Source organism: uncultured Psychroserpens sp., from assembly GCF_947501425.1.
Classification (GTDB): Bacteria; Bacteroidota; Bacteroidia; order Flavobacteriales; family Flavobacteriaceae; genus Psychroserpens.
This window is the reverse complement of the sequence record NZ_CANMVN010000009.1, coordinates 230859-245076: the sequence shown is the minus strand read 5'-3', so window position 1 is coordinate 245076 and position 14218 is coordinate 230859. Positions and strand designations below refer to the sequence as shown.

General features: G+C 32.5%; 13 protein-coding genes. 7 read left to right on the top strand and 6 right to left on the bottom strand.

The genetic code is table 11. The features are described 5' to 3' along the window. The first annotated feature begins 158 nt into the window (after positions 1 to 158). Entirely contained in the window at positions 159 to 1043 is an 885-nt protein-coding gene (locus tag Q0951_RS15110) for a zinc-dependent peptidase (RefSeq protein ID WP_299338586.1), read from the top strand. A 4-nt stretch (positions 1044 to 1047) separates the two neighbouring features. Here Q0951_RS15110 and Q0951_RS15105 read toward each other — a convergent pair whose 3' ends face one another. Beyond that, positions 1048 to 1971: a LysR substrate-binding domain-containing protein gene (locus Q0951_RS15105; protein ID WP_299338583.1), complete on the bottom strand. Its 924-nt coding sequence runs from the start codon at positions 1969 to 1971 to the stop codon at positions 1048 to 1050. 80 nt (positions 1972 to 2051) lie between these two features. Here Q0951_RS15105 and Q0951_RS15100 point away from each other — a divergent pair, with 80 nt between their 5' ends. From Q0951_RS15100 to Q0951_RS15090, 3 genes are all read left to right on the top strand, one after another. Then, the gene (locus Q0951_RS15100; RefSeq protein ID WP_299338581.1) at positions 2052 to 2291 is read left to right on the top strand and encodes a hypothetical protein; all 240 of its coding nucleotides are present in this window, start codon (positions 2052 to 2054) and stop codon (positions 2289 to 2291) included. A gap of 19 nt (positions 2292 to 2310) precedes the next feature. Continuing rightward, the gene (locus Q0951_RS15095) at positions 2311 to 3276 is read left to right on the top strand and encodes a sodium-dependent bicarbonate transport family permease (RefSeq protein ID WP_299338578.1); all 966 of its coding nucleotides are present in this window, start codon (positions 2311 to 2313) and stop codon (positions 3274 to 3276) included. Positions 3277 to 3362: 86 nt separating this feature from the next. Continuing rightward, a complete protein-coding gene (locus Q0951_RS15090; protein WP_299338575.1) occupies positions 3363 to 3662 on the top strand; it encodes a hypothetical protein in 300 nt (99 codons plus the stop codon). 82 nt (positions 3663 to 3744) lie between these two features. Here the strand turns inward: Q0951_RS15090 and Q0951_RS15085 are convergent, their stop codons facing one another. The 5 genes from Q0951_RS15085 to Q0951_RS15065 form a co-directional block, all read right to left on the bottom strand. Continuing rightward, positions 3745 to 4338: a hypothetical protein gene (locus Q0951_RS15085; protein ID WP_299338572.1), complete on the bottom strand. Its 594-nt coding sequence runs from the start codon at positions 4336 to 4338 to the stop codon at positions 3745 to 3747. A 79-nt stretch (positions 4339 to 4417) separates the two neighbouring features. Beyond that, a complete protein-coding gene (locus tag Q0951_RS15080; RefSeq protein WP_299338569.1) occupies positions 4418 to 5491 on the bottom strand; it encodes a nucleotidyltransferase family protein in 1074 nt (357 codons plus the stop codon). Between the two features lie 52 nt (positions 5492 to 5543). Further along, positions 5544 to 6671 (bottom strand): hypothetical protein, encoded by a 1128-nt coding sequence (locus Q0951_RS15075; protein WP_299338567.1) that lies wholly within the window; start codon positions 6669 to 6671, stop codon positions 5544 to 5546. A 14-nt stretch (positions 6672 to 6685) separates the two neighbouring features. Beyond that, entirely contained in the window at positions 6686 to 6847 is a 162-nt protein-coding gene (locus Q0951_RS15070; protein ID WP_299338564.1) for a hypothetical protein, read from the bottom strand. An 89-nt stretch (positions 6848 to 6936) separates the two neighbouring features. After that, a complete protein-coding gene (locus Q0951_RS15065; protein WP_299338562.1) occupies positions 6937 to 10479 on the bottom strand; it encodes a T9SS type A sorting domain-containing protein in 3543 nt (1180 codons plus the stop codon). 284 nt (positions 10480 to 10763) lie between these two features. On the opposite strand from Q0951_RS15065, the gene Q0951_RS15060 reads away from it, so the two are divergent. From Q0951_RS15060 to Q0951_RS15050, 3 genes are read left to right on the top strand one after another with little or no spacing between them, the layout of a single operon-like run. After that, the gene (locus tag Q0951_RS15060; RefSeq protein ID WP_299338559.1) at positions 10764 to 12203 is read left to right on the top strand and encodes a lipopolysaccharide biosynthesis protein; all 1440 of its coding nucleotides are present in this window, start codon (positions 10764 to 10766) and stop codon (positions 12201 to 12203) included. Positions 12204 to 12221: 18 nt separating this feature from the next. Further along, positions 12222 to 13208, top strand: a complete 987-nt coding sequence (locus Q0951_RS15055; protein ID WP_299338556.1) for a GNAT family N-acetyltransferase — start codon at positions 12222 to 12224, stop codon at positions 13206 to 13208. Position 13209: 1 nt separating this feature from the next. Beyond that, entirely contained in the window at positions 13210 to 14217 is a 1008-nt protein-coding gene (locus Q0951_RS15050; RefSeq protein WP_299338553.1) for a polysaccharide deacetylase family protein, read from the top strand. Position 14218 lies beyond the last annotated feature (1 nt).

The following is a 14218-nucleotide window of genomic DNA, read 5'->3' as shown; positions in this document are numbered from 1 at the left end:
ATAAGCAAAGCTTTCTTATGTTCAAAGCGGAGCGTTGAGGAAGGGCGAGCGCAGTGAGTCAATCCGAAGTTCAAAGCAAACTGGCAAATAGAAATGAATTTGTTTTATAAACATTTAGTCAAAATATATTAACTTGACAAAAACTTAAAAAAGCCCTATTGAGTTTCTCAACTAAAATTCTACTATTACAAGAAGCCAAAATGACACCAGAAGAAAAGGAGGTGGCCTACGTGGTTTATGTCATTTCTGCAATTTTATTTGCTATGATTTTTGCAAAAAAGATCTTTTACTTCTTCGAAATGGCCTATGTAGAATATATCAATAAGCGCCTGTTTTACAATCATATTTATTTCAGAAAACGAGCTTTATCCAACTCGCAACGGTCTATACTGAGACAGTATATTCATTTTTACAATCAACTATCGCTAAAGCATAAGTCTTTTTTTGAACATCGAGTGTATCAGTTTATGAAGAGAACGGAATTTATTGGTAAAGACATTAATGTAACAGACGAAATGAAGGTACTCATTGCAGGAACTGCCGTGAAGCTTACTTTCGGACTTAGGGATTATCATATCAAATCTGTAGAGCGTATTATATTTTATCCAGATGAGTTTTATTCGGAAACCAATAAAGCCTATCATAAGGGAGAGTTTAATTTGGGTTATAAAGCACTTGTTTTCTCTTGGAAGGATGTGTTATACGGATACGAAATAGAAGATGATAATTTAAATCTGGCTGTACACGAATTTACACATGCTATTCATTTTTATTATATGAGAGTGAGACGACAAAGTACAAGTTCAGCAATATTTCTGGATTCTTTTGTTGAGCTGACTAATTTATTGGATGGTAGTCCTGAGCTAAAATTGAAGTTAGTAAAGTCAAAGTTTTTAAGAGATTATGCTTTTACTAATCAATTTGAATTTTTGTCAGTAATCATTGAGACTTTTATTGAATCACCTGATGTTTTTAAAGGTCAATTTCCTAGAATATATAACAAAGTAAAATCAATGCTCAACTTTAATTTTGCAGGCTATTAAATGTCTAATATTGGTTGAACCAATCAAAATGATTATTGATAATTTTAGCTTTATGTTCATTGATATGATCTACAAAATGTTTAGCAATAGAGGATAAGTTTTTTGAGCTAAGCCATATGAGGTTCCAATTAGTAATCATAGGTAGGCCTTTCATAGGAATTACTTGCAAGTCGCCGTTATTGAGTTCGTTTTTGATTCCTATCAATGGCATAATTGAAAAACCTAATCCAGCTATTACAGCCTGTTTAAGAGCTTCATTCGATTTTAATTCCATCTTCTTATAGTTAGATATTTTATGTGAGGCTATAAAATATTCCATCTGATTGCGTGTTGCAGAACCTTGTTCTCTGTAGATAAGTGGAAGTTTTTCAAATACCGTTTTAGATACATTTTTTCCATTATGCTTGTATTGTTTACCTCCAACTAAATACAATTTGTTCTCCATGAGTTGAACACGATCAATTTTTAAATGCTTTGGAATAGTGGATACCATAGCAAAATCTACTAAGTTGTTTTCGAGAGATTTTACTACTTCAGCTTTGTTAGTTACATCCATACTGAGATCAACGCCTTTGTGTTGGTTCATAAATTCAGTTAGGAAATAAGGCATAGCATATTTTGCTGTTGAAACAATAGCTATTTTCAGCATTCCAGATAGTTCTCCTTGAAATGATAGGGCTTTATAATTAATAGCATTGACTTCATTTAGTATTTTTTCTGCAGCAAGAGAGATTTCCTCACCAAAGTCAGTTATGTAAATCTTCCGACCAACAACTTCAAATAGTGGAATTTGAAACTGATCTTGAAATTTTTTTAATTGAATTGACACTGCAGGCTGAGTTAAAAATAGCTCCTCGGATGCTTTTGTAACGCTCTTTAACTGTGATACTTTATGAAATATTTCTAGTTGATGTAAGGTGTAATGCATAACTATTGTTTATGTATAATATAATAAATATAAATAAAAATATATAAACTATACATGTGATATTTGCAAAAAAAATAAACATGAGTGATTTTATATTAAAGAAACAAAGACGTAAAGAAAGCAGAGCAAAATTTTTAACTTCAGCTTTGGCAAAACAGCAATTAGGATTAATTAAACTTGTTTTATTTGTAATGACCTTTGGCATATTTATCTATATGTCTGCTCAGAACAGTAATTTATTTCTTTCCGAATTATTAATATCAGGAGGTATTATAATGATGCTCTTAATTATTCATTTTTTATCAAATAATGATAAATAGGTTTTAGGATTGAGAAGTTATGGACTTACATTTACTTATAGATAATCTTACCAATCCAGCGTTATTATTTTTCTTTTTAGGACTCCTAGCCGTTCAGGTGAAAAGTGATCTTTGTATTCCTGAAAATTCATCTAAATTCATATCGTTATATCTCTTACTATCAATAGGTTTTAAAGGTGGTCAGGAGTTAGCACATAGTGAGTTTAATATAGAAATCTTGTGGGCTCTTTTATTTGGGATTTTTCTGGCTTTACTTGTTCCTGTCTACACGTATTTTATACTTAGAAGAAAGTTTACAGTTGAGAATGCTGGTGCTATAGCCGCAGCCTACGGATCGGTTAGTGCAGTTACTTTTGTAACAACTATTTCTTTTTTAGAGTTAGAACAAATTCCCTTTAGTGGACACATGGTCGCTGTTATGGCATTAATGGAAGCCCCTTCTATTATGATTGGATTGTCTCTCATGACCCTCTTTAAGAAAAATAAAAAGAAAGATGGGGTACCTATGAAGAAGGTATTACATCATGCGCTTACCAATGGAAGTGTACTAATTATCTTAGGAAGTTTAGTTATTGGGCTTTTAGCAAGTGAAGCACAAGCTGAAGGCATTAAACCTTTCACTACTGATATATTTAAAGGGTTTTTAGCAGTGTTCTTACTCGATATGGGTATTACTAGTGGTCGTAAGTTATCTGATTTTATTAAAAAGGGATGGTTTGCTTTAATATTTGCAATCATTATACCAGTTATCAATGGATCAGCTGTTGCTGTATTAAGCGGATTAGTTACAGAAAGCGCAGGAAACAGATTGTTATTTGCTATTCTGGCAGCTAGTGCCTCATATATTGCTGTTCCTGCTGCTATGAAAATTGCAGCACCAAAAGCAAATCCAGGTCTTTATATTCCTATGGCTCTTGCGATTACGTTTCCCTTTAATATTACATTAGGAATGCCATTATATCTATGCATTATAAATTTATCATAATATTTACTTATGATATTTATTAAATATATAAATAAAAATTAATAAAAATAAAATTTAAACTTTGCACTATTAATAAATAAAAAACCATGGAAACATTAGAAGCGACGAAAAAGACACAAAAAATAGATTTGATTAATGGAAGTTATACAGCTTCTGAAGCGTCACATATTATCAATTCTGTACTTAAAGTAAAAATTAATTTTCACAAGTTACATCGCCTATCAATTACTGAAGGAAATGAGAAAGACAAATGTGAGTTTGATAATGGAAGAATCAATGAGTTAATTAATGAGCAGGAAATTGCAAAACAATTCTTCTCTCAAGCTAGACTAGATGGTAAAAAGCTTAAAATGACAAGTACAATTCATATAGAGATTGAAGATTAATTAGGGATTAGAGAATACTAATTAAAAAAGCCCAAATACATTACTTTGGTATTTGGGCTTTTATTTTTTTTACGAATTATCTTTACAATTTAAAAATACCTTGTAGCATGTATTGAAAATGGTTATTGTCAAAGCGGTTATCTTTGTGGTTAAACGCAAATTTACCTACACCTTGTAATCGTATGCCTATATTATCACTAATCCATATGGTGCCACCTAGTAAGAGATTTGCAGAAGTGTTTATTTCATCTATGGAAAATACTCCAAGCCCACCACCGACATATAGATCCAGCCAGTTTAAATTTGTGTTTTTAAATATTTCGTTTGAATAGTAATATTTTAAATAAGTGTTTGTTGAGAAATAAGTAAATTCTTCTGGTAGTTTACCATTATCAATTCTTGAAGTTATTTTAAACTTATTTAATGTAAAGTCTTGTTCAATTGATAAAAATCTAGACCATTGATGTTCAACTGCTAAGGCCAGAGGTTGGCTAAATTCAAATTCATCTAATCTTTCAACAGGATTTCTAGTGCCTAGACTACCCACAGCATTAACACCAACACTAATCATCCAAGAATCTATATTTCGGTATTGATCTTTAGTTAAGCTGGATTGTGAATTGCCATTAAAGCTAAACAACGCAATTAGGATTAAGAGTAAGACAGCCTTTTTCATGTTTTCAATATTGGGTTAACTCAAAGATATGCTTTGAACTAGAATATTACAAATAAAGACAAAGTTATTATATTTTGCCTTATGACTTCATGAATTTTGATTTTAATTCGTTCAGTATTCGTTTTCGATCTTTGTAGATTGCCACTCTGTAGTCTTTATTCTTTAAAAATAAGATGAAACGGGAAGGCACTAATTTAAGGTACTCAACTATTGCTAATCGTTTGGTTCGTATTCGATTTTGTTTAGGTGATTTTAATCTGGCTTCAAAAGTTTTAACTATGGCTACATCTGGCTCAAAACCACTAAGTATGTCTTTAAAGAAAACAGATATAAGATTAAAATAGGATCGTGTGTACTTGTTCTCAACTGCGTTTAATAATTTAGGTGAAGTGTTTAATAGTACAATAGAATCATAGGCTGAGCGCATACTTATATTTGAGTAATAATGTCCTTTATCGTTTATTTGAAAATTAAGAATGTTATGCATAAACATAACAGACTTGTCCGGAATTGCAATGTCTTCGATGTATTGTTTAGAATTAAAAATGTGACTACTTTTTAATAAGTTCTTTTCAGATGTATTAAGCACATATTTATGAAGTTCAACAGCACATAAACTATCCTCTTTAGCTAGTCTGTCCAGATGTTTATGATCAAAAAACTGAGCTCTAACACCTGAGGGTATTATAGAATAACCGTTTTGAATCATTAGGTCAAAAGCATCTTGAATTTGATTTTCATTAACTAAGATATCAATATCTCCAACCATACGTTCTCCTATATCTTGATAATAATCACCCATTAAAAAAGACATGCCTTTCAAGAACGTGTATTCTATAGTATTTGAATTAAAAATTTCAGCTATGGTTTTGGTTTCTTCAATAAGTGCTAGATTTCTGTTCCGGTTTATTGATGTAATATCCTGAAGGTAGTTTTCAAGATCTTTAGGTATATTATCTAGTAAATTTTTCTGTTTTAATCTGCAATAGCATGTTGTTAGAACGAGATGATCACTTGCTACTATCACAAATTGCTCCCAATCAATTTGTTCACTATTTAATTTTTGTTCTAGATCTCCAATAAAATGGTTAAAACTTAAAATATCAGCAATTAGCTGTAAAGTGAACTTATATGTATGGGTTGTTGAAGACAATTTTTTGGTTTAATTCATTTCAAAAATACGTAAAGAAATGACTCTAATGGCTTTATGAATCAAATAGTGTTTTGAATTTGGCTATTGCAAAATCATTATCGCTGTAGTTGAGTTCAAAACATTGCACAGTTTTAAGCCAATTTAGAAATTGTAGTGCGTGTGCATCGTTAGGAGATATCCAAGAATCTGGAATTAAAGTTTCTAATATGTTTTCTAATGAAATAGCTTTTAATTCAGATGCTTGGGATTGGTCGTACTTAACAAGTACTATTTTTTGACAAGGAAGCTTGGTCTTTGATTCTTTGGCGTCATTAGGAATGTATTTTAGATTTACTTTTTTAGGACCGTTGCTATAGGTTTTGAGTGTGTTAAAATTTTCTAATTCTGAAGCAAGCATATCAAAAGCTCCCTTTTTTATAGATATTGCTGAAGGATAGCGATATAAGTTCATGTCTTGATAAAGAGGTGTGAAATCATCTGCAAAAACATCAAAACCTTTTGTCATTAACAATGCAGATAATGTGCTTTTTCCATTTCCAGAATCACCAATAATCATGATAGCTTCTTTTTCATTAGATACGGTAGAAGCATGAAAAGTAGCAATCCATTTTTCTATGTCAGTGTTGTGAACAGTATTGGTAAGTTCTAGGGCAAATTTTCCTTGTAGAAAGTGAGCCATTTTTGTGGTGTAGCTTGCCACATGTGATTTGTTTTTGAAGAAATGTAAAAGATCATCTGTTCTAAAAATATCAAAAACAATAGGATGCTCTAAGTTGTTTTTAGTTTGATAATGGGAAATTTGAGGATGTATTAGACTTTCGAGATGTTTTGATTCAAAATTAATTTCTATACCAACCCCATTGATATTGTATGACTTTGTTATAGTGTCAATAGGAATATTTAGAGATGTACGAGGTTTAGGAGTTTCATTAGGCACTGTAATAGCATCCTTTAAAAATATGGTAATCTCATCGTAAATTGTACTGCATCTATCTGCTTCAATACTCAGTGAGTCATTTAGAGTACTGGTAAATAAAGCTTTTGATTCTACGGAAAGATACAGTTGTATTAATGAAAATAAACTTTCAGAAACTACCACATATCTGTTTGACTGTTGGAACCATAGTATCGAGGTTTCATCTACAGTGCATATGTGTTTCGGAGATAAGTCCGTTTTCAAAATAAAACTAAAAATTAATCAAAAGGATTTCCTCCTGGATCTGGTGGAGAAGATGCCTGTGCTTTTTTTGGATTAAGGATAAGAAACGTACCCATTGCAGTAAGTGCAGCGTACTTGCCCATCTTTTTCATGGCTTCCTTACGAGTGATTTGATTTTGAGGACTATTTCTTTTCATTACAATATATAATAAAGGTCAAAAGTAAATAAAATATTGTTATTAATGCCGTTAATTGATTTATTAATAACCATGTATTTAAATTGATCTTATTTAATAATTACTTTTTGTGTTTTCTGTTGAGAACTGTTACTTAATTTAACTATATAGACTCCAGAGTTGAAATTAGAAATATCAATTTGATTATTGGTACTCGAACTATCTAATGGAGTATTTAAGATCATACGACCTTGTATATCATAGATTTCAGCTTTAGTATCAGTATTCAATTCTCCTTTGATAAATAAAGCTTTAGGTGTTTTAGTTGTGTAAATTTGAACTGTGTCAAAGTTTTCTTCAGGTGTTGATAATACATCTGAAGTGAATCTCAAGAAGAAACGTCCAGTTCCAGAAAGGTCTGTATTTGGTGTAAATACATAATCTGACGTGTTTAATAATGTAAAGGTATTTGTTAAAGTATCTTCCAGATAAACATCAATACCGTCGGCTACATCAGTTTCAAAAATACTAATGGTTAATTGTTGACCTTGACTAGCATTAATACCTAATGGAATAATTACATCATTAATTGCATCATAGTTTAGAGATTGTACAGCTAAATCTAATCCGTTGTTATTTTGTGCTAAGTGAGAATAAAGTGCAAAGTCTGGAGTAACACTATTAAACATAGCAGTATCATAACCAGCATCCATACCTAGAGAAGCATTGTCATTAAAGTAAAAATCGGTTTTAAATAATTCATTTTCACTACGCATTTCAAGTTTTAAATGCGCTATTGGATTACTCATCCTTCCAGGAATGAAATCATCGCTGGTTCCAATAGATCGCATAGATGGACTGAACGTGATAGTACCTCCACCTACTTTAGATGATACAAAAAATCCTTGTCCTGGCGCAATTAAGGCTGTTGGGTTAGCATCAGAATAGGCCTGATTCCAGATAGTGAAGTCATCACTTAGATCTCCATCGTAAGCGTAAACTCCAGATGTAATAGCGTCAAATTCTGAATTATTGGCAGCCAAGAAATCTGCTAGTGTAATGTAAGATGGATAAGGATTTCCTATCAAATTAAAAGTACTACCTGCACCAACTGTTATTGGAACCAAATTGGTAGTAGTTTCTACATTACCAACAAATCTAAAGGTAGATCCAGTTGCTGCTGTAGATGCTGTTCTGTATCCAACACCTGCTTCTACCAGAGAAGCATCGTCTGCTGCTGTATAATTGATATACTCATTTGCAACATTATCAAAAGGTCCGAATAGAAAAGAAGGAACTCCGCCTATTGTTCCAGATGGAATATCAGGATTTGCAGTTCTGAGAGCAAGAAATGTTTGATCCGAATTTGTCACAGGTGCTGCAACCAGGTCATTAAATCCTGTTGTAGAACCTGTAGGTGCAAGTTGGTTGACATGACGATTATAAATAATTTCGCCTTGAGCATTACCAGTAGTAATTAAACTAGAGTAGGATGTAGAAACAGAGTTCATTTCTAAAGTACCAAAATTTACTAAACCAGAGTTTGAGGTAATTGATTGTCCAGCAGAGACTGTGGTTGTTGCAGAATCATTTATATATAAGTTGTTGATTTCAATGTTGGTTCCTACATTGTAAGTACCGTCTAGTACATAAGCGTTTTCTGTCCCAGTACTTCCAGATGGCGGATTAGGAGACCAGCCGTTATCTACATAAAGTAAACCATCAAACACACTGATAAGTTTGAAGTTATCAAATCCGGAGAATCCATTACTACCGTTGTTTCTTACTTTAATTTCTAGAGCTAAAGTTGATACTGCATCTGGGATTTCTAATGTAACAGTTCCTTGATCTGTATCAACAGGTCCATCTCCGTCTAGAAGAAATACTAATGCTTGTGGTACGCCATCATAAATCAATCTGTATTGCGCATCATCAGTATTGTTGACATAACCGTGAATATCCCAATCAAAAGATAAGGTTACATTTTCAAAATTGCTGATATCTATCGGGTCAAGAGTTAAGGTTGCAAAACCAGTAGTTCCATTCTCGCCTTCATCATTAAGATCATGTTCACCAAAGATATTATTTGAAAATGATGGATTGTCTAAAGGAGCAGCACTTGTGATATCTATGACACCATAGTAGCCATCAAACGCCCATCCATTATCAAATAGAGCGACATCGGTTGTGTAAGTCCATTCTGGTGTTGTTCCATCAAAGTCTTGTTGAGCAATAGTAATTAATGGTCCGTCGACATCAAACGGATTGCTAATTGCGGGACTTAGAGCACCACCAAAAGCTAAAAGTGTAGTTACTGTTTCTTTTTCAGTGTAAACAATTGTGTTAAGAATGGCTGTTCCATTGGTCATTGTGTAATCTATAATTCCAGGTTCTAAAGAACCACTGGATACTACCGAAACAGTGCCATTATAATCTAAATCTTGATTATCATTTCCATCTACTGCAAAAACAATTGGTGATGGGGTCATAGTTTCAAACTGAAAGGTGTCTACAGGTTCTTGGTTGAATATTAATGCGTTAGCAGTAACCTCTATTCTGTTATCATCAGCAACAATAGGTGTTTGAGCTCCACCAGCATCAAAGGCCAGGAATACAGATCCGGTAGATCCATCTGCAGTTGCTGAAATAATTGTTAGTTGAATTTGTTCATTGTCTGTCACTGTAGAATCGAACGTTGCATAAACATCGAATACTTTTGAGCTGTCATCAGTTGCTGAAAGACCAGTAATGCCTGTAAATGAGGTAACACCTGAAACTGTAGTTACCTCAGATATATTAATTGCACCATCAAAAATAGCCAATGCAGCAATATTTGAACTGTTAGTAACTCCAAAATCTATTTCCGATAATGTTGTATTTAGTGCATCTGCGTCGATAAGGTCGTCACCACCATCTTGAATAGAGAACTCTCCTATTTTAATAGCGTTTAAAGTTGTTAAGCCTGAGGTTGCATTATATGCAGAGTAATCGATATTATCGTTTGGATCAAATGCTGTAGAGATTATATTAGATTCAGTGCTATTGGGTGTAGTAGCATTAATTGTTCCGCTTAATCTAATTCCGGGCAATACGATTCCAAAGTCTGACCAACTTGGTTCTTGTCTAACCCTTAGCCAGCCTCCATTTGTAAGTCCTCCCCAAGCATAAAGCCTGAAAGTTATAGTGCCTGCAGTTCCTGAATTGATACTTAATCCAGTGATGTTTGTTGTTACGTTTGTAAATGCAGCTAAAGTTTGAGGTGTATTTACTGCAATACCTGCTGTTGCAAAATTATCTAAGCTGTAATACAGTTGCCAATTTTCTGGTCCATTTGTATTACGTCTTAATCTTATGTCTACTGTTTGAATTTCAATATCATTTGTTGCACTGGCAGTAGTAGACCATTGCATGTAATCATTATTGGTTATTGCATCAGCAAGTGAAGCTCCAGTCCAATTGTTGGAAGTAAAGTCTGTACCTGCTCTTAGATTTATGCCAGCTCCTCTAGTAATACCAACAGAAGAAATTGATGGGTCATTACCTGTAGCTGTCGGACCTGCAACATTATCTCTGTCAATTGTAACAATAGGTGTTTGACTAAATCCAATAGCAAAGAAAAAAAATGCAAAAAGCAATAAGTAGTTGTTTTTCATGACTTTAATAATTTTAGTTCTACTGTTAAATTGTTTAAAATTTAAACAAATTTTAAGTAGATTGAGGGAATGTCCAAAGATAGTAAAAGATACGAGTGATAAAAATTAATTACCAGATTTTTAGGGGTGAAACAGCTCTAAATGAAAGGTTTTTCTTTCAAATTTAAAAAGTAAGGCTGTTTTTCATAAAAATAATTAGTTTGGTTATCGTTAGAAAGCCATTATTTTTAGAATATATTTGCCCCATAAATGGTTGCTTTTTTATTAATCAATATCTAGGTTTAGTGTCTGAAAAATCATTAAAAAAACAAGTTATTAGTGGGTTAGCTTGGAGAGGTAGTGCAGACATTTTGCAACAAGTACTTCAAATAGTATTTACGATCATTTTAGCTAGATTATTATCGAGAGCTGATTTTGGTCTGGTAGCAATGGCACTAATAGTAAACAGATTTGTAAAAGCTCTAACAAGTATTGGTTTTGGAGCTGCTATTATCCAAAGTCAAGAGATCACTAAGGGACAAACTTCAGCAATTTTTTATATACAACTTGCGCTAAATACAGTATTGACAACGATTGTGTTTTTTGGAGCAGGTTTGGCTGCAGCTTTCTTTGGTGAAGTAGAATTAGTACCAATTATAAGAGTGCTAGCTTTTGTGATTTTTCTTCAAACATTTCAATTTCCTAATATCATTCTAAGAAAACGAATGGATTTCAAAAGTTTTTCATTGGCTGAAATTTCTTCTATGATCTTAGCAAATATTATTGCTGTAATAATGGCTTTGTATGGTTTTGGTGTTTGGTCTCTGGTATGGCGATTAATTATTCAGCGTATTCTATTTGGAGCGTTATCTTTTTATTATGGAAAGTGGCTCCCATCCAAGCCAGAATTCAAAGGTATTGGCCCTTTGTTTAATTTTGGATTGAACATGCTGGGTGCTCATATTGTGTATTTTTTTGCTGAAAATATGATTGGATTACTTACAGGTAGATTTTTAGGAAAAGAAGTTATGGGATTATTTAATATAGCATATAATCTAGCAATAGTACCTGCAACTAAAATTCAATCGGTTCTTACCAATGTATTAACTCCTGGGTTTTCAAAATTACAGTATCAAGTTGAGAAGTTTAGAACAAACTATACAAGAGCATTAAATCTTACTTCACTTTTATTCTTGCCATTTATGGTTATGCTTATGGCTATAAGTAAGAATTTAATTCCTACGTTTTATGGCGATAAATGGAGCGAAGCTGGAAATTTTTTGCTGATTCTTGCTGTTGTAGGTTTGTTAAGAGGGTTGTCTCATATTTTACGAAGTGCAATTATTGCCAAAGGCAAATCCAGAATTATATTCGTATCTACTATAGTTGAAGTTGTATGTTCCTTGCCAATTATGTACTTTTTAATGCAAGACTTTAGAATATACGGTTTAATATCAGGATACTTAATGGGAGCAGTATTTGGCTGGATCTATACTTCATTTCAGTATGATAAGATACTTCAACAAAAACATGCAGCCCTTTCAGCAATAAAGGAGGCTATATTTATTGCATTATGTATTTTTATTCCAGTATACAGTGTCAATTATTTAAATATCAATTCTACTGTAGGCTTAATTATACAATTGGTATTTGGTTCTCTGATTTTTATTTTTATACTAAGGTATATGAAACAAGAGCTTTTCAGACAACTACTTTCAAAAGTAAAAATCAAAAGGAATAAATAGATAACTATTCGTAATAATATGCATCAAATCACGCTACTAGATAAAACATCAAAAGCACAAGTTAATCAGTTTTTAGATCTTCTATTGTCGAGTTTCAAAGGTGATTTAGAGTATTTCAAATGGAAGCATAACATAGATGAAACTTATCATATAGAAGAGTATACCTTTTGTGTTTTTGAGAATGACATCTGTATTGCTACAACTCAAGTGATAGTTCATGATATGATAGTTTCAGGAAAAACACATCGTTTTGGTCTTCTATGTGATGGTGCTACACACAAAGATTACAGAAGGTTAGGTCTATTTGAAAAGCTGCTAAGTCATATCAATACATTTTGTGTCCAAAAACATGTCGATTTTGTTTATAGCACAGGAAATGAGAAATCTAGAAAAGCACTCATTAAACTAGGCTTTCAAGATTTTTTCACAAGCTTACGAGCTTCAAAACGTCTAAGATTTAATCACCCAATATTGAACATGTATAATCTAGCGTTGAATATCTTCGGAAATATATCTTCACCAAAATTTGATAATATAAAGCCGCTTTCAATTGCTGATTACTCTAACTTCTCTGCCGATTCTAGAGCTAATATTAAAATATCATTTGATAAAAATGTAGACTATTTAACATGGCGATTAGATGAAACTTCAGGCACTTATGATGTTTACGGTTCTTTTGATAGTACTGATAAAGTTACTGGAGTTATGGTCTTAAAAACTCTAGATAACCGTATTTACATTGTAGATCTTTTAGCTTCAAATCCTGAGGATATTGATAGCTTATTAAAGTTTGCAACAGCTGTAGCTTTAAAAAATAAAGCCATACAAAAAATAAACACATCTCATAACAACTTTAAAGTCTACAAAAGCCACTTAGTGTCTAATAAGTATAAATTATTTGATGATAGTTCTGTTACATTGATCTATATATTGAATTCAGATTTTAAGTTGGCTAATTTAGATCTGGAAAACATGCATTATATGAGAATAGATAAAAATGAATAAAATGACCCCTAACATATATCTGGCTGTAACTATTGATACCGAATGTGATAAAGGAAAAAAATGGAAATTAAAACAACCATTGACCTTTAAAAATATTTACAATGGAGTTGTCAATAATCTTCAGCCTATTTTTGACAAGTATAATGTTAAAGCCACTTATCTACTGAGTCCAGAAATAATGATGGATGATAAATCTGTAGAAGTTTTTAAAAGTTTTGGTGATAAGGTTGAACTTGGAACACATCTACACGCTGAGTTTATTGAGCCAGAAGCTAATTTTGAATGTTCTAATACCAGTCACTTTCAAAATGATTTTGCACCAGAAATTGAAAGAGCTAAACTCCATAATCTTACCACTTTATTTAGAGATACTTTTGGGTATCAACCTTTAACTTTCAGAGCAGGACGCTTTGGTATTAGTAAATACTCGTTAAAAATCCTTCAAGATTTGGGATATACTGTTGATAGCTCTGTAACTCCTGATATGAAATGGACCAATCAGGTTAGTGGAAATGCAGCTAATTTTTTTGGGGCACCTTATCAACCCTATTATCCTTCCATAGACGATTTCCGAAGAAAAGGGGATATGAATATTTTACAGGTTCCTGTTACTTTGATCAACAAAAAAATAGCACATTTGCCTTTATGGATAAAAAGAGGAATTAAGTTGAATAAGTCTCATCAACACATTATCTTTAATTATGCCACAAATTTCTCTAAACCAATTTGGTTGAGACCAACCTATTCTGATGTAGACACCATGAAGGATGTAACGCATGAATTCATTAAAATGAATGGAAATAAGGACCTGTTTCTATGCATCATGTTTCACAGCAATGAATTTGAAATTGATATGAGTCCGTATAGCCTTACCAAAGAAAGAATGGATCAAATCATAGACAGACTTGATAGGTATCTCCATTGGTTGTTTAAAACTCATAAAACTCAGGGTGTCGGACTTTCAGAATTTAAGAATGTATTCGATAAAAACAAATCAAAAGTGCACTAGA